General features: G+C 41.0%; 10 protein-coding genes. 9 read left to right on the top strand and 1 reads right to left on the bottom strand.

The window, feature by feature from the left end; genetic code table 11:
- Position 1: 1 nt before the first annotated feature.
- Positions 2 to 15,175 (bottom strand): BspA family leucine-rich repeat surface protein, encoded by a 15,174-nt coding sequence (locus tag ACOMC3_RS09915; RefSeq protein ID WP_420315725.1) that lies wholly within the window; start codon positions 15,173 to 15,175, stop codon positions 2 to 4.
- A gap of 324 nt (positions 15,176 to 15,499) precedes the next feature.
- Between ACOMC3_RS09915 and nhaC the strand changes: the two genes are divergently transcribed.
- The 9 genes from nhaC (at position 15,500) to ACOMC3_RS09960 (ending at position 23,800) form a co-directional block, all read left to right on the top strand.
- Positions 15,500 to 16,990, top strand: coding sequence for a Na+/H+ antiporter NhaC (gene nhaC, locus ACOMC3_RS09920; RefSeq protein WP_420315726.1), 1,491 nt, complete (start codon positions 15,500 to 15,502; stop codon positions 16,988 to 16,990).
- On the top strand, positions 16,983 to 17,573 hold the full coding sequence (locus ACOMC3_RS09925; protein WP_420315727.1) for a 3'-5' exonuclease: 591 nt from the start codon (positions 16,983 to 16,985) through the stop codon (positions 17,571 to 17,573). Before nhaC ends, ACOMC3_RS09925 begins: the two co-directional genes overlap by 8 nt.
- A gap of 80 nt (positions 17,574 to 17,653) precedes the next feature.
- Positions 17,654 to 19,867 (top strand): DUF5916 domain-containing protein, encoded by a 2,214-nt coding sequence (locus ACOMC3_RS09930; protein WP_420315728.1) that lies wholly within the window; start codon positions 17,654 to 17,656, stop codon positions 19,865 to 19,867.
- 23 nt (positions 19,868 to 19,890) lie between these two features.
- Complete coding sequence (locus ACOMC3_RS09935) at positions 19,891 to 20,241, top strand: hypothetical protein (protein ID WP_420315729.1); 351 nt, start codon at positions 19,891 to 19,893, stop codon at positions 20,239 to 20,241.
- A complete protein-coding gene (locus tag ACOMC3_RS09940; protein ID WP_420315730.1) occupies positions 20,238 to 20,702 on the top strand; it encodes a YybH family protein in 465 nt (154 codons plus the stop codon). Before ACOMC3_RS09935 ends, ACOMC3_RS09940 begins: the two co-directional genes overlap by 4 nt.
- Positions 20,699 to 21,031, top strand: a complete 333-nt coding sequence (locus ACOMC3_RS09945; RefSeq protein WP_420315731.1) for a cupin domain-containing protein — start codon at positions 20,699 to 20,701, stop codon at positions 21,029 to 21,031. The genes ACOMC3_RS09940 and ACOMC3_RS09945 overlap by 4 nt, the downstream gene beginning before the upstream one ends.
- Entirely contained in the window at positions 21,024 to 21,347 is a 324-nt protein-coding gene (locus tag ACOMC3_RS09950) for a TraR/DksA family transcriptional regulator (protein WP_420315732.1), read from the top strand. The genes ACOMC3_RS09945 and ACOMC3_RS09950 overlap by 8 nt, the downstream gene beginning before the upstream one ends.
- Before the next feature lie 58 nt (positions 21,348 to 21,405).
- Complete coding sequence (locus ACOMC3_RS09955) at positions 21,406 to 23,145, top strand: ABC transporter ATP-binding protein (protein ID WP_420315733.1); 1,740 nt, start codon at positions 21,406 to 21,408, stop codon at positions 23,143 to 23,145.
- A 28-nt stretch (positions 23,146 to 23,173) separates the two neighbouring features.
- On the top strand, positions 23,174 to 23,800 hold the full coding sequence (locus tag ACOMC3_RS09960; protein WP_420315734.1) for a Crp/Fnr family transcriptional regulator: 627 nt from the start codon (positions 23,174 to 23,176) through the stop codon (positions 23,798 to 23,800).
- The last annotated feature ends 17 nt before the right edge of the window (positions 23,801 to 23,817 follow it).

Genomic DNA, 23,817 nt, shown 5'->3' on the forward strand with positions numbered 1-23,817 from the left:
ACTATTTCTTAATTACAATGTTTCGTGAGACAATCTTATTTTCAAACTGGATGACCAAATTATAGATACCAGAAGCTAAATCAGCCACGTCGATACTCATAAAAAACAGTTCAGATTGGTCTAAAACGATCTCCACCTGACTTCCACTAAGCGCATATAGTGAGACCTTAAGTTCCTGAGTATTTCGATTCCTAGTGTCTATAAAAAGCTTTCCAGATGCTGGATTAGGGTAAACGCGTATCCCCTCAACCTCCGGATCAACACCTAGTGCATCTTCATCGATATCAATTAGATTAATGGTGACATCAGCGATAGTCATCCCTCCTTGTCCATCATCTACTTCCACCATTAAATCAAACGAAGGTGTCACTTCAAAATCAAGTAACGTTTCATCATTTACGGTCAGATCGCCACTTATTGCATCCATTGTAAATGCACCACTTTCATTCCCTGCGATGATGGAATAAGTCAAATCATTATTATCAGGGTCCAAACCAGTTACACTTCCTATTAGCGTACCATTTGGCGTGTTTTCAAGGATATAGAAAATGTAAATAACACTTGGAGGCTGATTGCCATTTTCGACAGTAACTAATGCGGTAGCATTGCCAACATTACCAGAAGGATCTGTTGCAGTCAGTGTCACTGTATTTTCTCCTAAGTCAGCTGTTGTAAAAGTGGTTTGATCCAGTGTTAAGTCAAACGAACAGTTATCGGAAGTCCCACTATCAATATCCGTTGGCGTAATTGATGTTGAACCTGTATCATCTAGTGTTATAGTTATATCCTGGGTTAGCACTACAGGTGCGCTATCATCAACTACAGTTACTGTTCCTGTTCCTATTGAGGTGTTTGTCCCATCAGATGCAGATAAAGTAACTGTTTGATTACCAATATCTGAACAATCAAAGTCTGTCTGATCTAGGGATAACGCCAATGAGCAATTATCTGTACTGCCATTGTCGACATCTGTTGGTGTAATCGAAGCTGAACCTGATCCATTTAGCGTGATTGTAATGTCCTGGGTTACTACAACTGGTACCTCATCATCTTCCACAGTTACTGTTGCTGTTCCCGTTGAGGTATTCGTTCCATCAGATGCTGTTAAGGTGATGGTTTGATTGCCAACATCTGTACAATCAAAATTGGTTTGATCAAGGGATAAGGTCAATGAACAATTGTCAGTGCTGCCATTATCGATATCCATTGGTGTTATTGAGGCAGTACCTGTGGCATCTAATGTTACTGTGATGTCTTGAGTGACTACTACTGGTGCAGTATCATCTACAACAGTTACTGTTGCTGTTCCCGTTGAGGTATTCGTTCCATCAGATACTGTTAAGGTGACGGTTTGATTGCCAACATCTGTACAATCAAAATTGGTTTGATCAAGGGATAAGGTCAATGAACAATTGTCAGTACTTCCATTATCGATATCCATTGGTGTTATTGAGGCAGTACCTGTGGCATCTAATGTTACTGTGATATCTTGAGTGACTACTACTGGTGCAGTATCATCAACTACAGTTACTGTAGCTGTTCCGGTCGAAGTGTTTGTTCCATCAGATGCTGTGAATGTGATGGTTTGATTGCCAACCTCTGTACAATCAAAATTGGTTTGATCAAGGGATAAGGTCAATGAACAATTGTCAGTGCTTCCATTAGCGACATCTGTAGGTGTGATCGTAGCAGTACCTGTGGCATCTAATGTTACTGTGATATCTTGAGTGACCACAACCGGCACCTCATCATCTACCACAGTTACTATTGCTGCTCCCGTTGAAGTATTCATACCATCCGTAGCTGATAAGGTCACTGTTTGATCCCCAACATTCGTACAATCAAAATCGGTTTGATCAAGGGATAAGGTCAATGAACAGTTATCCGTACTTCCATTGTCAATATCCGTTGGTGTTATTGAGGCAGAACCTGTGGCATCTAGCGTAATGGTAACGTCCTGGGTTACCACAACTGGCATTTCATCATCAGTCACCGTTACAGTTGCCGTAGCATTGGAGCTATTACCTCCTTCATCTGTTACAGTCAAAGTCACTGTATTAGCACCAAGTGTGGTACAGTCAAAATCGATCACATCAAGAGCAAGCACTAGATTAGCTGCAATTGTCTCATCGTCTGAACTACCATTATCAATGTCAGATGGGGTTATGGAAATATTACCTGTTGCGTCGAGCGATACACTTATATCCTGAGTAATGACAGATGGGTTATCATCAACTGTAACATTAAATGGATCTGAACTGATGGTTAAACCTGTAACCGCGCTATTGGTCACTTCCATGTGATAGGATCCCTGATCCGATTCAGAAACACTTGCAATATTGAGGTTGTCTGATGTTTGTCCTGAAACGGGACTTCCATCGAGGTACCATTGGTAGCTGTTGTTAGATCCGCCTACACTAATCGTTACATCAAGTAAGTCTCCAGCATTTAAGTCTTGGTCTGCGGGAGCTGAAATATTGGCTTGGGGATCGTATGAAATTCCGGTTATTCCAATATTAGGCTCAATGTCGTCGAATTGGAAACGGTTATCGCCTATAATTAATAGGTTTAATGAACTTAAGCTAGATAAATCAGGTAAATCAGTAAATTGATTATTTTCTATTTCCAATTCTATCAAGTTGGTCAAATTAATAAAATTGGAAGGGATTGAACCAGTTAATAGGTTGTCATGAAATTCCAATTCAACCAAATTGGCTAAATCACCGAATTCATTTGGAATGGTTCCAGATAGCATGTTAAAGTCTACTTCAAATTTTATCAGGTTCGATGCGTTGGTAACCTCTGGAGGTATTGAACCAGTTAATTGATTATGATGAAGAACAAGATCCTCTAGGAATGATAGATTGCCAAGTTCTGGAGGGATGGATCCGGTAAACTGGTTATGCTGTATCCTTAAATCAACCATGTTTGTTATATTTCCTAATTCGGAAGGTATGGTTCCGGAAAGTAGATTATTATATAAATAAAGCGTTTGAAGATTGACCAAATTTCCGATCTCAGTAGGAATTGAACCCGTCAATTGGTTATCATTTAATTCCAGCGTGGTAAGATCAATGAGATTACCGATATCTCCAGGTAGCGTACCAGATAAATTATTCGAATTAAGATTTAATTCATCAATGCGATTAGAATTAACTACTACCCCATACCACGTACTCACTGGATTGGTGGACAACCAATTCGAATTGTCCGTCCAATTAGCTCCATCGGTGGAGTTATAAAGGGCAACAAGAGCATCATAATCTGAGGTGAGTACCCCATTGGTAATTTCTGGAATAGATGATGTTACCCAATTCGAGGTAGCTCCATTTAATGAAAATCCAGTTAAGGTAGCGTTGTTATTATTTTGACTTCTATCAGGCAATAAATCGATTGCAGGAGTGGTATTATCTCCATTGGGAATGCCTTGATCAAAACGGTAGTAAGCGACCAGACCTGGTTCATTTCCATTCAAAGTTGTTTGAATATCAGATTGGATTTCAGCTTCACTTCTAGCTAGATTCCAAATTAGGATTTCATCTATTTCGCCAGAAAAACCAATCTCATTTATGTCCGTACTTGTTCCCAAAACAAGACTTTCAGGAACTACATTTAGAGTTCCTGAAAAATTAGATGTTGCATCCCTTTCAATACCATCCACATACAATCTAACTGGATTGCCGCTTGACCATGTCATTGCCACATGTCTCCATTCATTATCTACAATATCAAACCCGTTTCCAAAATTGAACCTTGCAACCTCAAGTGAGCTCCCATTATCAACTAATGCAAAAAGTTCACCTCCCATGTCACTTCCCTCAAGCACCAATGCAAAAGTTGTGGTCCCTACTCCACCGGTAGCACCTTTTCCAATGATGGTAGTAGTCTCATCTGAAGGTCCGGAGGGAACATAAGATGGTTTAATCCATCCTTCTACTGTCAATGCCGAATACCCGCTTAAGTCAACGTCTCCAAAATCTACGTAATCATCTACACCATCAAAACTCAGTGCATTTCCCGGAGCAGTAAGTGTACTTCCAAACTTTTCATTACTATATGCTGAATTGCCGCTCGCATTAGTCGCTCTTACACGATAAAAATACCCCATCCCTGCGGATACAGAATTATCAACAAAGGTGGATGCATCTGCTTCAGAGGTTCCTATTTGAACAAAATTTGAATTGTCTCCATCTGATCGTTCGATTAAGAAATCCGTTTCATCAAAAGAATTATCAGTCCATGATAAGTTTATTTGGGTGTCGGAAATTTCTTCCGTGAAAAGATTTAAAGGTTCATTTGGTAACCCATCCTGAGCACCTGAGGTAATCCAATTTGAGGTAGCTCCTGTTAGTGTAAAGTTGGTTATGGTTCCATCCAAAGAATTTACGGTTTGATCAGGGAGTGAAGTCAGTCCGACATTGTTTCCACTACTAACACCGCTATTAAAATCATAATACGCAACCAGATTTGACTCATTACCTGCGAGATCAACTTGAATATTATTTTGAATTTCAGATTCGGTTCTAACATCATTCCAAATTCTCACCTCATCTACTTGACCATTTAAAAATCCGCCTCCATTGAAGCTACCAATGGTAAAAGGTAGACCACTGATATTGAATGAAAGTCCACCGTGATCAGTTGTCGAAGTTCCTTGATTGATTCCATTCAAATACAAGGTCAAACCAACATCATAATCCTGAACAAGTGCTACATGATGCCATCCTGCTGTTAAATCTGAATTCGATGCAACAAATCGATCATTAGGCCCAGGATTAAGTCCTACAAAAGATCTGCCATCTGGAAGCGCCTCAACGAAGATTTTGCTTCCAGGTAACCCATTGAATATACCATCACTGATTAAAATATTCAATTGTGAGAATGGATCTGCCGGATTCCTTTTCGCCACAACACTTGCTATTGTTGGATTGCCATCAAAATAAAACCATGCTTCGATTGTAACATCTCCAGTCCCAAACTGTAACAATGGATCATCGGAAATACTTACAAAATCATCTGTTCCATCAAAATCTAGCGAATTATTTACGATTACTGTTTCATCCAAAGCATCGGAAGCAACCCAGATAGGCTCAGTACCACCCGAAGTTGGTCCGTTCCATATTCCGTTATTAAAATTTATACTTCTATCTGGCAATGTTAGGTCGGTGGTTTCATCCTGATCAAACTTGTAGTAGGCAACCAACCCTAACTCATTGCCAACAAGTGGTTTTGAAAGTGATTCCCTAATTTCCGATTGTGAACGGGCTACATTCCAGAAACGCACTTCATCCATGTTTTCATAGAAATTTCTACCGTTTTGCGGAATTCTGCCCCAATCCCCAATGTAAAGGTCCCCATTGTTACTTCCGTCTACATCATCATCAGTCTCAGAAGCTTCCAAAGCTCCATCTATATAAAGACGTATTTCATCCGCTGCTGCATCTCGAACCCACGCTACATGGTGCCATTGAAAATCTCGAATGTCAGTAAGACCCGTTATACCTTGAGTGGTAGCGCCTCCTGCTGACTGTATGGTTGTACCAATCAAACCGGTTGTCTTATTAATGGACATGTCTGTTCTTGGATGATCTTGTCCTTGCTGAACTCTACTCAGGAAAAATCTTGATGATCCGCTCCCTCCGCTTATGTCAGGAGGAACTCTCAGCCAGGCTTCCCAGGTGAAACTTTGACCCGGCGCTCCTCCCAGATCCTCCGGGTTGAATACGATGAGATTATCATCAATACCATCAAATTCCAATGCATTACCGGGAGACGTTAGGGTGCTTGCAAATTTCTCCCTTGACGGGATCGAGTTGATCGCTGAACTTGTTCCAATAACCCGATAGAAATAGCCTTCGTCTGCGGATACGGTATTGTTTGAAAAAGTCAAGACATCTGGTCCAACTGTTCCAATCTCAACATAATTCGTTTTGTTCCCATCTGATCGCTCGATGCTAAATCCATCTTCAGCCAACATTGGATCATCCCATGTCAGGTCAATTTGTGTACTACTTACTTCGGTGGTAAATAAATTTGTTGGTTGCAAACCTGCCCCTAACATGGCCAGCGATGAAACCCAATTTGCAGATGGATCAGCAGGGAAATTTGTCAAAGCACCAGTGTTATTATTTAAGCTTCGATCGGGCAGTTCACTGAAATTGCCAGCCTGATCAAATCGAAAGTACCCTACAAGCCCACTTTCATCACCATCAAGAGATACCGCACTCAAAAAATCTGATCGGATTTGATCCTTTGTTCTAGCCACATTCCAAATTCTGAGTTCATCCATGACTCCATCAAAATATATGGATGCCCCCAGTCGATTTCCAATCCAAACACGCTGACCAGGGTGGGTACCATCAGAGGGTACTGCAGGTATCGAAGATTTACCTGCAAAAACTCCATTGATATAAAATTCTTCTGTTAAATCAGTTGCATTACGCACCATGGCTACATGGGTCCATTCACTAACAGGAATTGTTCCGGTAGATATTGTAGATTGATTGACTCCATTTACTTCAAAAAAATCAGATAGTTCTCCATTTGCTGTGATCGCGAATCGATAAAAAATATCGGTATCAGCAGTTTCGCCAAAATCGTATGAACGAGCAAAAATTGTTTGTGTATTTCCAGTGGTATTCCCTGGCCAATTCACCCATGCCTCAATGGTAAGGTCTCCCGTAATTCTGTATTCTTCAGGGTTTCCGAGCTCTACGTAATCATCAACTCCATCAAAATCCAGTGCATTACCCGGTGGAGTAAGTGTTCCTGCAAAAACTTCATTTGTATAGGTTGAGTTTAAAGTCCCATCTGTGGCACGAATTCGATAAAAATATCCATTCCCAGGGGTCACTGAGCCATCCTGATAGGTAGTAGCATCAGCACTTGCAGTTCCAATTTGAACATAAGTTGTATTGTTGCCATCTGACCTTTCAATTAAAAATTGAGTTTCACTAAATGAATTGTCCGTCCAACTAAGATCGATTTGGGTATCAGAAACTTCTGTTGTGAATAAATCAGTCGGTGTTAGAGGGGTGAAGGCACTTGATTCTACCCAATTGGATGTAGCTCCGGTCAAGGCCATGTTGGTCAATGTACCATCGTTTCCATTACCGGTCATATCAATAGCTATATTGATTGCTGGACTGGTGTTGTCGCCAGCCGCAACACCTTGATTGAAAGTATAATAGGCTGCCAATCCTTGCTCATTTCCAACCAATTCATTGTATCGATGGTTTTGAATTTCGGTTAGAGTTCTTACATCGTTCCAGATTCGGACTTCATCAATTTCAGCAGTAATACCACCATTTCCAACGCCACAGGCCGAGTGGGCCCAGCCCCCAATTCCAGTTGGGACATTACTATCAATCCCATTAAAAGCAGTTTGTGTAGCATCAAGTGAGCCATCCACATAGATCGATTGAACATTAGTAGTTGCATTAAAAGAAACCGCTATATGGTGCCAATTGCCATCATTAATGGTTGCGACGGAACTTAAATACCTATTACCTGCATAGAATTGAAAATTTGAACCGGTTAATTGAACATACCAACCATTAGGAAATCCACACTGATGCTTACCCATTAATGTTGGTCCGCCCGTTGATGTAGTTGAAATCCACATTTCTGCAGTAAAATCATTGTCCCCAAAATCAAGGTCAAAGGACGGGTTGTCGGGTATGACCACTACATCACCATCTCCTGTTCCTCCACCAGTAAAATCTATTGCATTGCCTGGCGGGGGAATGGTAAGTGCCAAAGAAAATTCAGACGTTCCATCTGTTAAATTACTGGCAGTTGCCGTTATTATGTCAGAAGCTGCAATGGTCAATCCCGAAAGCTGCCAAACCCCACCAACAACTGTATCAGTTCCTAAGTATTCCTGACCTTGAGGGTCTGTAGGCGTACAACCAGAATTGTCTCTATAAACATGAATGTCTTCTCCAGTTACACCTGTTCCTCCAATGGTAGCAGCAGTAACTTCATTTATGACTGGAGGCTGAATGTTGTTGTTTCCGGTTGCATTTAGTAATATTCCAGTTCCGTTACAATAAATGGAATTGCCAATGAAAGAATTAGTGTCAACGTTAGTTCCTCCAAAGGAAATTCCAATAGATGTATTGTTAGCAATAGTATTTCCCTCACCGGCACCTACGCCACCTATAGTATGACCATCTACATTTCCAACCGCTTCGATTCCAATATCGTTACCTAGTGATGTCGAACCATCCGAGGCGACTCCAATCAGATTTCCTTGAATTATGCAGTCACTTGTTGCAACCAATTGTAATGCAGTTCCTGAATTACCAGAAATGACATTATCAAGGATATTGCTGGTCCCACTCGTCCCTAGGCTTATGACATCTGGTCCAGTATTAGGGATGGCAATCATCCCTGTAACATCGGTTCCAATGTAATTTCCCTGAATCAAAATGCCCCCGGAAGTATTAGAGGAGATGGCTCTTCCTGTATTTCCTGAAATAACATTTCCTTCACCCGGATTGGGCCCGCCGATGGTGTTTCCACTGGAGAAGGTATTGAATGAAATGCCCGTCGCATTTCCTAGGCCAGGATTACCATATTCATCAGTGCCTATGAAGTTGCTCTGAATGACATTGACATCTGTGTTCGATGTGTTAATTCCCGTTAAATTATTGACGAAGGTATTGGCTTTACCTGGTGCTCCAATAAGTGCCCCGCCTCCAGTTGTTGCGTAGTTCAGAAAGATTGCGCTTGTAAACCCCATCAAGTAGAACCCGTAAAATTCAGAATCCAATCCATTGGTGTCACCGATGTGAAAACCATTCGTAAGCCCATTCGGGCCTCCATCAATGATAATTTTAAAATTCCCAACGCCAGGCTGAGTGGTGGCATCTAGTATGATTGTTTCTGTGATATCCGGCAAATCAGTTAACGGTGAGATCGTCCATGTCTCATCCCCAGTCCCTCCGTCTAGGTTGTAATTGGTATCAGTAGAGGATATGCTGAAACTGATAGTGTTTATACCGCCGATGGCATTGGCATTATCGATACACCATCTTAACGACCCTACTCCATCATCATTGGTATTGATCACCGTATAGGCTTCCGAGCAATCTTGAACATTAGCATCTGTAACTGTCCACCCATAGGTATCAATCAGATTTTGTCGTTGGCTAGCACTCGTACAATACGTAAGTCCGGAAGCACTTAATACATTAGCAGCAGGAGCGAGTGCTTCCCACTCAATAATCGTTGCATCATAGTTACCAGTTGATAATCCTGATCCGTCCAATAATCCAAGAATGGATTTTCCATCGATATCCCATGCTCCGAGACTTTGATCAAAGGCAGTTGCTCCTTGAAACATCCATCGCATATCTCCGACAAGAGAAATGTCCCATGTTGACAGGTCTTGGTTAAAGGCGGTTGCTCCAAGGAACATCTGAAGCATACTGGTGACAGATGATGTAGTTGCACCCCATGCACCAATTGGTTGATTGAAAGCAGTAGCACCAAGGAACATGTTACCCATGAAATCCACAGAGCTTACATTCCAACCGCTTATATCTTGATTGAAAGCTGTTGCTCCTTCAAACATGGCACTCATATCATTTACCATGAGTGGTTGCCAACTGCTGATATCCTGGTTGAATGCTGAATAAGCAAACATGCCCAGCATGTCCGTGATTTGATCGACATCCCAGTTGCTGATATCTCCGTTAAAATTCGTTGCTCCACTGAACATTAGAGCCGTGTTGGTTACCAAGCCAATATTCCAGGCATCCCCACCACCATTGCCAGCACCAGGTTGCGTAAGTAAATCCTGATTGAAAGCTGTTGCGCCTTGAAACATTCGGTACATAGTTCCCACATTACTTACATTCCATAAACCAATGTCTTGATTGAATGCAATCGCATCCCGAAACATTTCGGTCATATTGTTAACCAGCCCAGTATTCCATGAAGAAATGTTCCCATTGAAAGCAGCTGCTCCATTAAACATGCCACCCATGTTGGTGACACTACTTACATCCCAGGAATCCAAATCCTGATTGAAAGCAGAAGCTACAAGGAACATCCCCCCCATGTCCTGTACCATTGATGTATTATTTGCCCATAATCCTATGGGTTGATTGAATGAAGTTGCAAATTGAAACATGCTTGGCATGGAGTTAACATTGGATACGTCCCAGTTTGTAATATTTCCATTGAACTGAGAAGCGCCTGAAAAAGTACTTGTCATGTTGGTTACTCCACTTACATCCCAAGATGCTCCTCCTTGATTTCCACCAATGACTGAATATGTAATATTTTGATTGAATGCTGCCGCTCCTGCGAATGTGCCTGCAAGAGTGAGCACATTGGATGTTTCCCATCCGGTTATATCCTGATTAAATACGGAAGCACTTAAAAACAAATTAGACATGTCCGTCACTGTACTCACATCCCAGGATGAGATGTCACCATTAAATGTGATGGCTTCTCTAAACATTCCACTCATGTTGTCAAGCATTCCAAATTGCCATCCATTAAGGGATTGATTAAGAGCATAGGCCTGATAAAAAGTTTCAAAAGCTGTAGTCAGATTTGGCATATTCCACCCATCAATATTGCCATTAAAAACAAATGCGCTTTGAAACATCCTACTGATATCCGTTACAGCTGTAGGTGTCCAGGTATTTAAATGCTGATCGAAACTGCTTGCACCCCAAAACATCCCAAACATGGTAGTGACATTACTCACATCCCACATATCAATGCTTCCATTAAACGCTGGACTAAAAGCAAAGACTTGCGTCATGTTCTGTACATTGCTGACATCCCAGTTATTGAAGTTTTCATTTGTAAGTCCCGGGCATGATTGGAACATGGATGTCATATCAATGACACCAGAAAGGTTAGGTGCATCTGTTGCTGGTACAGTAAGATTGTTGCATGACAGGAAAGCCTGAGCCATGGATGTCCAAACTATATCTCCCCATTGCTCAACTGACTGAATTTTTAGACGTTCCGGTCCGGCGTTAAAATATATCCTGGGGAACGTGCCGGTAATTTCAATTCGATACGTCTGTCCATCTGTCAAACCAGTAATAACCCCATCTCCCGTTTGATTAATTAAAGAGCCGTTATCAACTGCATTCAGGGTATTTTCCCAATACACATCATAATTGTATGTTCCTGTTGTTGTGGGGATTGTAATTTGACCTGTAGCATCTGCAAGCCAGGTTGTAACGAATGGACAATTACTTCCGGCATCTGTGATAGTCCAACTGTAGTTGTCTATTAAGTCCTGGCGACCTGTATCATCACAGAAAGTAACTCCTGTAGCAGACAGACTTAACCCAATTGGTATCGTTTCTGTGCCCCCATTGTCATCCGCCCAACCGATTAACGTTGCATCATAGTTAGCAGTCGACATACCTGAATTACTAAATATGCTACCCATTGAAGATACCATGCCTATATTCCAGGCTCCCAGATCCTGATCAAATGCGGCAGCATCCTGAAACATATTCCCCATGCTCGTAACTGTTGATACATCCCAGGATCCTATCGGCTGATTGAATGCATTCGCAAATGCGAACATGTTGAAAAGGTTTGTTATCCCTGTCAACGTCCATGAACTGATGTCTTGATTAAAGGCTTGTGACTGGTAGAACATAGCCGATAAATTTGCCGATGAATTCAGATCCCACATATCCAATGGCTGATTGAACAGTTCAGTCCAGCTAAACATACCCGAGAGGTTGGTGACGGTGCTTACATCCCAGCCATTTATGTTTTGGTTAAATGCATCAGCATTCTCAAACATGCTTTGCATATTGGTAACTGTGGTGAAGTCCCATGAACTGATATTGGAATTGAAAAGTGTGGCATCCTTAAACATTTGGGACATGGTAATTGGGTTGCTACTAAATGTGCCAGTCCAGCTTGAAAGATCTCCCTGAAATGCTGAAGCGCCTTCGAACATGGAACTAAAAGTAGTAGCGCTTGAAACGTTCCAATTCAAATCTTGATTGAAGGATGTGGCTAAGCGAAACATACCACTCAGGTTTACCACATTCGAAACGTTCCAGTTGGTGATGTTTCCATTGAAGGCATCATTCAGGCTGAACATTAGCGTCATATTTGTCACGTTATCTGTATCCCAAGTACTAAGGTCTCCTGTGAACGAATCTGCATTGGAAAAAAGGCGGGCCATATTCGTAACACCGATCACATTCCATGAACTGATGTTACCATTGAAAGCAGAAGCAGTATTGAACATGCTCTCCATCGTCACTCCGGGAGTGGTGTTGATCGTCCAGGAATTAAGATTCTGATTGAAAATATCCGTGTTCTGGAACATTCCAAAGAAGCTGGTGATGGTACCCACATCCCAATGGTTCATTGGGTCGTTCAATGCATCACAGTTATAAAACATGCTCTGCAGGCTGGTTACCCCGGATAAATCTGGTGCATCTATAGCTGGCACGGTGAGGTTTGGGCAATTGTAAAAGGCCTCATGCATGCTCGACCAGGAAATATCACCCCATTGTTCAACTGTCAAAATCTTCTCTCGTTCAGCAGCTCCATTGGCCCGGGCCCAAAACCTTGGAAACGTACCAGTTATTTCCATACGGTACGTTTGTCCATCAGTCAGCCCAGTCAATAGTGCCCCTCCTGTTTGATTGCTTAGAGAACCATTGTCTAATGCGTTCAATGTATTTTCCCAATAAACATCGTAATCATAAGTGCCTGTTGCAATTGGAATGGTAATTTGACCCGTTGCATCTGCTAACCATGTGGTGATAAATGCACCTAATGTTTGTTGCGATGATGGGTTCCCAGTGGCACTTGTCGTTAAATATTCCTCTAGGCCCTGGATACCGTTGTATTCATAGACCATCACGTGGTACGTTGTGCTATGGTTTAATCCGGTCAGACTTACGCTAGACCCTGTCCCATTGTAAATCACGTAGTTACCTGAACCAATTTGAGATCCTGCACCAAATACTGTGCTGGCTGTATATGTAGTTGTATTGACAGGATTAGCATCAACAATGCTTCCTTCCTTCACCACAACCAATCGGGCTGAACCATCTCCATTGGTCCAGCTTATATCCATATCAAAGAAATCTACATTGGAAAAGCTGATATTAGATGCTTGAGTAGAAGGTGTAGAAAAGGTAAGGGGCGAGGTTGCAAATTCGGAAGTATTATTAGAAGCTGTTTGAATAACTGATATATTGAACAGTCCGGACCCTATGGTATTCACATCAACCTGATGACTATAAGAACTTGCGCCTGATACTGTGGTGGATGCCAGGTATTGTTCTCCCTCATCGGCAACATCCGCGAAAATCTGAATCGTGGCACCAGCTGTTCCACCGCCGGTAATTAATCCATCAGCTGTTGAAGTGATAGTTGGAGCAGAAACTCCATTTTGTGCACCATTGGTTATGAGAATCCCTGCTCCAGTATTGCTATGAATGGAATTTTGGGAAAGGTTATTGTTAATGATACCCGAAAAGCCTGATTCACCAATTTCAACTCCGTTAGACGAGTTAAATGCTATGGTATTTCCCATTAAGGAGGTTCCATTGGCATCACTTTCTATTAAAATACCACTAGCTCCATTTCCAAGTGATGATGTTCCGTCTGCCTGTGTACCAATCAGGTTGTTATTTACATTGTTGCCTGTAGTTGAAGCACCCTCAATAAGAATACCATCAAGTGTATTACCAGAAATTAAGTTGTTTGTAATGCTAGATCCGGTACCTACACTGAGTCTTATTCCTTCATTATCGTTTGGAATAGACAAAGTACCAGCAGCATTAGTCCCAATGTAATTTTCTGTAATAGTAAACCCGCCAACACTGATTCCAATTCCATAACTATTCCCGGAAATGACATTTCCCAGTCCAGAACCTCCTATAGTTCCTGAACCTCCTGTAAGGCTTATTCCGGCACCTCCATTCCCTCTATCTAAACTACCTGTTGCGTCGGTTCCAATTAAATTATCAACAATTGTGGTGTTTGCTGCTGAAACCAGTATTCCAGCGCTTGATGCACCTCCGGCAGCTGAAATTACATTGGGGGGATTGGTACCAGTCAGATCACCTACTCTTGTGTTGTTGGAAGTACCTTGAACCCTAATGTTAGGATTTCCATTTGTTCCATTTGCAATTGCTGTGGATCCATTTGATCCTACTCCTATATAATTTCCGGTAATGGTGACACTATTCGAATTATTTACATCAATCGCATAACCAGTATTGCCTGAAATAAGATTTCGAGCTGCTACATTTCCTCCAATAGTCACACCATTGCTTGCGCTTGCAACTTCAATTCCGATTCCATTTCCTCTATCAAGAAGCCCTGTGATATCAACGCCAACATAGTTATTAAGCACATCAGTATTTGTGGCTCCACTCAAACGAATACCCTCACTGCTGTTGTTTGAAATAACATTTACAAGATCCCCACTAATCCCAATCGATGTTCCATCACTATTAAGGACGTCAATACCAATTGAATTGGCAACTATGGAAGATCCATCCAACCCAATCCCTATTCTGTTTCCGGAAATAATTGTGTTATCAGATGAATTATTAATTCTAATGCCGAAAGAATTTCCTCCAATTACGTTGGCTCCTGAAAGTGTCCCATCACCAATGATCGTTCCTGTTGCTCCGTTATTAATGGAAATACCAGAGTAGTTCGCCGCATCCGTCACATTGCCGGTCAGTGAAACCCCAAGTTTACACCCATAAATTTCATTGGCTATTGCTCCTGACCCATCCACCAAAATCGCAGCATTGGGTGCTCCTGAAAATCCCCGCATATGAAGTCCTCGAATAACACAACTACCTCCGTTTATCTCTATTCCAGAGATAGTATTGCCGGGTTGGATAGTAATGTTGTTGCTTCCTGCATCAATGGTTGTTGCATCGTCAGTGATCAGCAATAATGCATCAATCGTGATTATTAAATCACCAGAAAATTCAATTAAGTCTACCCCAATACTTGCATTGGATTCTTCGATTGCCGCCCGTAACGTACAAATTCCATTCCCATTTCCAGTCTCACATGTTCCATCACCCGGATTGAAATCACCTGCATCGCCATTATCGTTTACGGTGAATTGAGAATGAACCAGAAATACTTGACAAAAAAGTAATAGAAGAAGAATGAGACGAGGTGATCTCATGGCAGTAGTAATTTGGTGGCAACTAAGGGTAATTGAAGTTACAATAAAATATGGTCAAATACCAGCTTAAAAAGCTAATCCTTAATGTGTTAGAGAGGGGATAGATCTTCTATTTCCTGTCTGTAGAGAGTAAAAACCTGTTTTCGAATGATAGTGTATAAATCTTAAATTCGACGAAACTTTATATCTAACACACGAAAAACACAATCCACCAAAATAGATGTCATGAGAGCAAATTGAGTCGTGGTTTCAATTAAATAGAACGAATCTAAGTTCATCTTAGCTAAATATCCTATTTTCGAGGGTTCGAGATTCAACCTACAAATGACAACAAAAAGAGAACCCACTTTATTCGAATCATTAATACCTATTATTTTCCTTATTCTACTCCTCGTGATAAACGTTGGAATTTTTGGAAGTGAAGCACTCGGTGGCTCTAACCAAATCGTATTGATTCTTTCAGCTGCAGTAGCTGCAATCGTCGCTTTTAAAATAGGTTATCAATGGGAAGAAATCCAAAAAGGAATTGTCAAAAGTATTAGCTCTGCTATGGCATCCATCCTTATACTTCTCTTAATCGGGTCACTTGCAGGGACATGGATGTTAAGTGGAGTGGTACCAGCGATGATCTACTACGGACTGCAAATACTTAACCCAACCATCTTCCTCGTTGCTGCATGTATCGTATGTTCGATCGTATCAATAGCTACCGGGAGTTCCTGGACGACATCAGCAACTGTCGGGATCGCATTAATTGGAATTGGTCAGGCGCTTGGTATCTCTGAAGGGTTAGTAGCTGGTGCAATTTTATCTGGAGCTTATTTTGGTGACAAAATGTCGCCGCTATCAGACACAACCAATCTTGCTCCTGCTATGGCTGGAACAGATCTGTTTACCCACATTCGCTACATGACGATTACTACTGTACCATCCATATTATTGGCACTTACAATATTTCTAATCATTGGATTTGCAGGATCTGCTGATGGTGCTATTGAAGGCAAGGAAGCTATTCTTTCTGCCATATCAGGCACATTCAATATCAATGGATGGTTGTTTATCGTACCTGTTGTAGTGGTTGTTCTTATTGTTAAAAAGATGCCAGCACTACCAGCATTACTAATCGGTACGTTATTAGGTGCTGTTTTTGCACTCATCTTCCAGCCAACATTGGTTTCAGAAGTTGCTGCCACCTCTAGCTTTGATGGCAAGTTCTATGATGCATTTAACAACCTTGCCCCGTCGTTTACCAATGGTTTCATTGGCACCATGCAGGCATTGTTTGGAGACATTTCCTTTACTACCGGGAATGCGGTCATTGATGATCAAGAGCTTTTAAGTGCATCAGGTATGTCGGGAATGCTAGGAACTATATGGCTAATTATATCCGCTATGATTTTTGGAGGAGTGATGGAAGGTGCTGGAATGCTTAAAAGAATTGCAGCAGCGATCATTTCAAAAGTAAACTCTACCGGATCATTGGTGACATCAACTGTATTCACCTGTGGCTTCTTTAATGCAACAGCCTCGGACCAATATTTAGCCCTTGTTGTACCGGGTAGAATGTATGCAGACACGTATAAAAAGAAAGGATTGGCTCCTGAAAACCTGAGTAGAACGCTGGAAGATTCCGGAACGGTAACTTCCGTCTTGATTCCATGGAACACATGTGGTGCCTATCACTCAAGCGTACTTGGTGTTTCCACCGGTGCTTACTTTATGTATTGCTTCTTTAATATTATCAGTCCATTTATGACCATCCTTGTAGCATACACTGGCTATAAAATCAAAAAGCTTAACGGTAAAAGTGAATAGGCAATTTGCCGAACATATCACCAAAGAAGATATTCGAGCATTGCCACTATTGGCATTCGAGGGAGACATACATACACTCGACACCAAAGAAGAATGCAATGATGCAGTTAAAGAACTGAGAAAACACAGCACGCTTGGGTTTGATACTGAGAAAAAACCGACCTTCAACAAAGGCGAATACAATCATACCGGGATGGTTCAGCTTTCAACAATGAATGATGCGTATCTCTTTCGATTAAATAATATGGGATATCCCGCCTCACTTTTCGAATTGATGGAAGATCAATCCATTCTTAAGCTGGGCATCAGCATTGATGATGATCTTAAAGATCTGAATAAGGCGAGAAAATTTAAGCCACAGAATTTTACGGACTTAAATGATATTGTTAGGGAATTAGGAGTTAAGCATATGGTTGTCAAGAAGTTAGCTGCTGTATTTTTAGAGGCTCGAATTTCCAAAAGTCAACAAGTCACCAATTGGGAAGCTGAAAAACTGACCGCAGCACAAGAAAAATATGCGGCGACTGACGCTTGGATCTGTTTGGCTATTTATCAAAAATTAGTGAAGCAAGGGTACATCTAAATCCATATTCCTCTTACCCATTTTCCACTCATCAAAAATCAGCTTCAATTATTTAAGCGGGAAAATACTTTTGTAGCTGTATGAAGAGGATTTACTGGCTATTATTACTACTGCCTGCATGGTTAGAGGCGCAGGAAAATGCGTATCATATTGCTGCTACAAACGAGGCTATTAAAATTGATGGCATCATTGATGAAAGTGCCTGGAATAATGTGCAAGTAATCAAAAACTTCACGCAGTACTTTCCAAATGATTCTACGCTTGCAGATTCTCAGGTTGAAATTCGAATGACCTATGATGAAAGCTACTTATACGTCAGCGCCAAAATGTACAACCTTACAGAAGATCGGGAATATGCAGTCCCGAGTTTACGACGTGATTATCGAGGAAATTTTGACGGCATAACTATTGAAATCGACCCCTTTCAAGATAATACCAATGCTTTTCAATTTGGAATCAATCCGTTTGGTGTTCAGAGAGAGGGACTAATCAGTAATGGTGGAACAAGAGGCAATGATCTAGCCTTGTCATGGGATAACAAATGGTTAGCTGATGCTAAACAATATCCAGGATTCTGGACTGCAGAAGCAGCCATTCCTTTCAAAACATTACGCTTCAAACCCGGAAGTGACCGATGGAATATCAACTTCTATCGGATTGATACAGAACAAGGAGAGAGATCTACCTGGACACGGATCCCGAGAAATTTCCTCATCCTTTCACTCGCATTTATGAAAGAATTGGTTTGGGATAAACCGCTGGAAAAATCGGGTCCCAATGTTTCTTTGATCCCATATGTTTCGGCCAGTACTCAGCAGGATAATGAAGCGATTGATTCTGATCGTATCAATGACTTCTCTTATGGTGGTGATGCAAAAATTGCTGTGAGTCCTTCACTTAATCTGGACCTTACTTTTAATCCAGACTTTTCACAAGTAGAATTGGATCAGCAGGTGACGGACCTTAATCGATTTGAGCTCTTCTTCCCGGAAAGAAGGCAGTTCTTCCTTGAAAATGCAGACCTCTTTGAAAGCTTTGGTCACCCCTTCTATTCTCGTCCGTTTTTCTCCCGTAGAATTGGAATTGCGAGAGATGAATCAACGGGTCAAAACATTCAAAACCAAATCTATGCAGGCGCCAGATTAAGTGGGAAGCTTGATAATAACTGGCGTATAGGTATTCTGAATATGCAGGCTGCTGAGGATGATGCAATTAACTTGCCTAGCATCAACTACACGGTTGGGGCTATCCAGCGAAAAATATTTGGCCGATCAAATATTGGAGCCATATTCGTTAACAAGCAAACGTTTGAAAGTTATGCTGAGAATGACACCACTCCTTATAGTGGCTGGAACAGGTTAGCAGGTGTTGATTATAACATCGCCTCAAGCAATGGTAAATGGAATGGTAAAGTACTGTATCATCATTCGTTTGATGAAAGTGGTACTAAACCTCAGCAGGGATCACATACTGGTTGGATTGGATATTCATCAAAAAAGTGGATTGGTAGTTGGGCACATGTATATGTCGGCAAGAATCACAATGCAGAAGTGGGATTTGTTCCACGACCGGGGATCATACGAATCAATCCGGATTTTGGAAGAAACTTCTTCCCCTCAAAGGGAGTGTTTAATTCCATAGAACTGAAAGCAGAAGCAGAATACATCTGGACAGTGGATGGGCAGATTACAGACAGGAAGTTTGCAGTTAATATGAATTCTGGCTTATCAAATACAGGACGGTTTAGTGCATCATTAGAACAGAATCACACCTTTTTACTAGACCCGTTTGATCCAACACAAACCGATGGAAGGGAACTCGCGGCTTTGACAGGCTACACCTATCACAGCTTTAATTTCGCCTATACTTCTGATCAGAGAAAACTATTCAGCTATCAACTAAACGGATATCTTGGTGAGTATTTCAACGGAAACAGGCAGAGTATCGGTGGACTGATTGGTTATCGTTTTCAACCCATTCTAGACGTAAAGGTGAATATGGTTTATAATAGAATCAGACTGCCAAATGATTATAATGATGCAAACTTATGGCTGATAGGACCAAGATTTGATCTGACATTAACCAGAGCGATATTCTTTACCAACTTTATTCAGTACAATAGTCAAATTGATAACATCAACATCAATTCAAGATTTCAATGGCGTTTTGCTCCGGTTTCTGATCTTTTCATTGTTTACACTGACAATTATGGTACCGAGCAATTTTCAGACATGGGCCTTAGAAGAAAAAACCACGCCTTGATACTTAAAATGACCTATTGGATTAACTTGTAAGTAGAAATCAATACAATCAAGTGATGGCTCAAAGTGAAGCATCCGAACAGACACTTCAACTTTATTCGGCTTTATTGGCTACTGTTGGACTTGAACAAAAAGGCAAAAACATGCCCTATACTTCAATGAATGGCAATATGTATTCATTTGTCGCCAAAGAGGGTTATGTAGCCATTCGCTTATCTGAAGAGGACAAGCAGGAATTTATGGATAAATACAATGCCGGACCAGCGATTTCATACGGTGCAACCATGAATGGCTATGTGCACGTACCTGATGATGTATTAAAGCGAACTCAGGAATTGTCAGAGTACATGAAAAAAAGCAATGAATTTGCAAAAACCTTAAAACCAAAACCAACGAAAAAAAAGTGAAGTATTTAATCATTCTAATTGTATTAATTAGCTCATGTTCAGAACCTTCGCCTCAAGGCTTTACTGAAGATGATCAGCAAATAGTCAACCAAATGAGGATCGATTATGTGGATGGGTGGCTATCCAATGATGAGAAAAAGGTACTCGATCTTTTTCATCGTGAGGCAACCATAATTCCGAGCGGTTTGTCTCCAATCCAAGGGATTCAAGACATCAAAAACTACTGGTTTCCAAATGACAGCTCCACTACTACCATCCATTCTTACGACGTTGAATTATTGAACCTAAAAGGAACTGATTCAATGGCGTATTCTTTGGAAAAAGGCATTTTAAATTTCACCTATACCAAAGCAGATTTCACAATGACCAAATCATCGACTTCACATGCATCCACGATTTACCAGAAAGGTGATGATGGATCGTGGAAAATTATTTCAAGAATGTGGACCCAAGTAAAATGATATTTAGAAACCTTGATCAAATCAACCCGAAAGAATTACTTCCTGGATATACCGTCCGTTTTGTACACTCTGAACGAATGACTTTAGCTTATTGGGATGTAAAAGCAGGGAGTCCTTTACCCGAACATTCTCATGAACATGAACAGGTAGCAAATGTTTTGGAAGGTGAGTATGAACTCACTGTAAATGGTAAAATTAAGCGATTAAAACCTGGTGATGTAGCGGTAATACCATCTAATGTATTGCACTCAGGAATGGCAATCACTGATTGTAAATTACTAGATGTATTTGCACCCGTAAGAGAAGATTATCTAGGAACCAATGAATGAAGAAGAAATAAAAAAGAAGATCGACGAAGAGATAGTCAAGACTGAAAAACTCATTGCAGATTACAAAGAGCAGTCCAAACCTGTTACACTTGACAATTCCATCGGACGAATCTCACGAATGGATGCAATCAACAATAAAAGCATCACCGAGTCAGCCCTTCGACAAGCTGAGGCCAAACTTTCCAAACTTCATCATGCAATGGACAATATAGATAAACCCGGTTTTGGTCTTTGCATCAAATGCAAACAACCTATCCCGATTGGTAGAATTTTGTTGATGCCTGAAAGCAATAAATGTGTGAACTGTGCTAGGTAACAATACAGATTACTTCTCGAAAAGAACCATTTCTTAAAAAGTCAGGTTTAGCATTCCAATGAGCAAAAATAAAAACGTCACCTTCGCATGGGCCGTCAGAAACATCATCTGGCCAAGAAGAAAAACTATTTTAATTGGACTGCTGCTAATCATCGTTAGCCGGCCTGCTGGCCTGGTCTTACCTGCAGCTACTAAATACCTACTGGATGATGCGGTCCCAAACAAAGATTTTGAAATGCTCAAGCTCATTGTGATCATTATTGTGATCTCACTTGCAGTTCAGGCCATTTCATCTTTCTTACTAACCAGAATACTTAGCGTAGAAGCTCAATTTCTGATTTCAGAACTTCGGGTAAAAGTTCAGAAAAAGATTCTATCCCTCCCCATCAACTTTTTTGACAATAATAAATCCGGAGCGCTGGTTTCAAGGATAATGACAGATGTAGAAGGTGTTAGGAATCTGGTAGGAACTGGACTCGTGCAATTAATCGGAGGAACCATCACTTCGGTATTAGCTCTGATTTTACTGATCAACATAAGCCCTTCGATGACCATTTTTACTTTGGTGCCTGTCAGTCTTTTTGCCATTATTGCAATGAAGGCGTTTGGAAGAATTAGACCCATTTTTCGTGAGCGGGGTAAACTCAACGCAGAGGTGACTGGTCGATTAACTGAAACCCTGAATGGAGTTCGAGTCATTAAAGGATTTAATGCAGAAGAATCTGAAAACAAAACATTTGAGAGTGGCGCCAGACGACTTTACGAAAATGTAAAATCCAGTCTTACAGCCACCGCTGTGGTGACTAGCTCAGGAACCTTCCTCATTGGATTTGCCAGTGCTGGCATACTTGCCATGGGTGGGTACTTCATGATCGAAAATGAATTGACATCAGGTGAATTGATTTCATTTATTTCGCTATTGGCTTTCATGATTGCCCCTATCGTCCAGATGAGCAACATTGGATCTCAATTGACCGAAGCATTTGCAGGTCTGGACCGTACCGAAGAAATCATGAAAATGGATCCTGAAGATATGACTGAAGATCGTCCAATCATGTTGGACGAGGTAAAAGGTGATATTAAATTCATTGATGTATCCTTTGCATACGAGGAAGGTAATGAAGTGCTCAAAAACATTTCCTTCCATGCCCCTCCCGGTTCCGTTACTGCATTAGTGGGTAGCTCAGGTTCCGGTAAATCAACAACTGCAAGTCTTGCCGCTACTTTCCTCAGTGCCAAGAAGGGTTTAGTAACAATTGACGGACATGACATCACCATGGTGAATCTCTCAAGTTATCGTAAGCACCTGGGAGTTGTATTACAAGATGATTTCCTTTTTGAGGGAACCATACGAGAGAACATTCTTTTCCCCCGCCCTGATGCTACCGAAGCTGATCTTCTGGAAGCTGTGAAAGGAGCCTATGTAAACGAATTTACCGACCGATTTGAAGATGGGCTCGATACTGTCATTGGAGAACGAGGAGTTAAACTCTCAGGTGGACAAAAACAACGGATCTCCATTGCACGAGCTTTACTAGCCAATCCGAAAATCATCATACTAGATGAAGCTACTTCTAATCTGGATACAGAAAGTGAAACCTATATTCAAAAAAGTTTGGATGAATTGATGAAAGACAGAACTACTTTCGTCATTGCTCACCGTCTTAGCACCATCAAAAAAGCAGATCAAATTCTGGTGATTGAAGAAGGGCAGATCGTTGAGCGAGGAACTCATAATGAGCTCATTGCTAAAGAAGGCCGATACTTTGAGTTGTATACGTATCAGAGTAGGATATGAATTAGTTTCATTCAATTATCTTAGAAAGATGGATGAAATACATGAATCACTCTCATTCCTTAGTGGTGATTTGATTAAAAAAATCGAGGAATCATCTATCATCAAAAAAATACCCCGTGGTACAGAAATTCTTAGGGAAGGTCAGTATGTAAAAGTCATACCTATAGTTCTAGATGGATTGATAAAGGTGTTCACAAGATTTAGCGATAAAGAACTTTTGCTTTACTACATTCGTCCAAAGGAGAGCTGTATTATGTCTTTTGCTTCCAGTTTGAAGAATGATCCAAGCCGTGTATTCGCAATAACTGAAGAAGACTCAAAGGTTTTATTGCTTCCTGTCGAAGAAGTCCCGTTATGGATTAAGAAGTTTCCGAGTATTAACACACTCTTTTACCAACAATACAACTTGCGGTATAGTGAGCTATTGGAAACTATCAACCATGTTATTTTCGACAAATTGGATAAGAGATTATTTGATTACCTAACTAAAAAAGCAAGCCTTACAGGACAGAATCCACTTAAAATATCACATCGTCAGATCGCAAGTGAATTAGGTACCGCTAGGGAAGTCATATCACGAGTCATGAAAAAGCTAGAAAATGAAGGTCTCGTTATTCAGCATCAAAATGGAATAGAAATCATGATTAGACTGTGACTAAAGTCACAGGAAAT

Origin of the sequence: Ekhidna sp., from assembly GCF_965212185.1 — a bacterium.
Classification (GTDB): Bacteria; Bacteroidota; Bacteroidia; order Cytophagales; family Cyclobacteriaceae; genus Ekhidna.

Bases quoted from the DNA above. Each gene is read 5' to 3' on its own strand.
- ACOMC3_RS09915 (WP_420315725.1), bottom strand. From the start codon at position 15,175: ATGAGATCACCTCGTCTCATTCTTCTTCTATTACTTTTTTGTCAAGTA.
- nhaC (WP_420315726.1), top strand. From the start codon at position 15,500: ATGACAACAAAAAGAGAACCCACTTTATTCGAATCATTAATACCTATT.
- ACOMC3_RS09930 (WP_420315728.1), top strand. From the start codon at position 17,654: ATGAAGAGGATTTACTGGCTATTATTACTACTGCCTGCATGGTTAGAG.
- ACOMC3_RS09935 (WP_420315729.1), top strand. From the start codon at position 19,891: ATGGCTCAAAGTGAAGCATCCGAACAGACACTTCAACTTTATTCGGCT.
- ACOMC3_RS09945 (WP_420315731.1), top strand. From the start codon at position 20,699: ATGATATTTAGAAACCTTGATCAAATCAACCCGAAAGAATTACTTCCT.
- ACOMC3_RS09950 (WP_420315732.1), top strand. From the start codon at position 21,024: ATGAATGAAGAAGAAATAAAAAAGAAGATCGACGAAGAGATAGTCAAG.
- ACOMC3_RS09955 (WP_420315733.1), top strand. From the start codon at position 21,406: ATGAGCAAAAATAAAAACGTCACCTTCGCATGGGCCGTCAGAAACATC.
- ACOMC3_RS09960 (WP_420315734.1), top strand. From the start codon at position 23,174: ATGGATGAAATACATGAATCACTCTCATTCCTTAGTGGTGATTTGATT.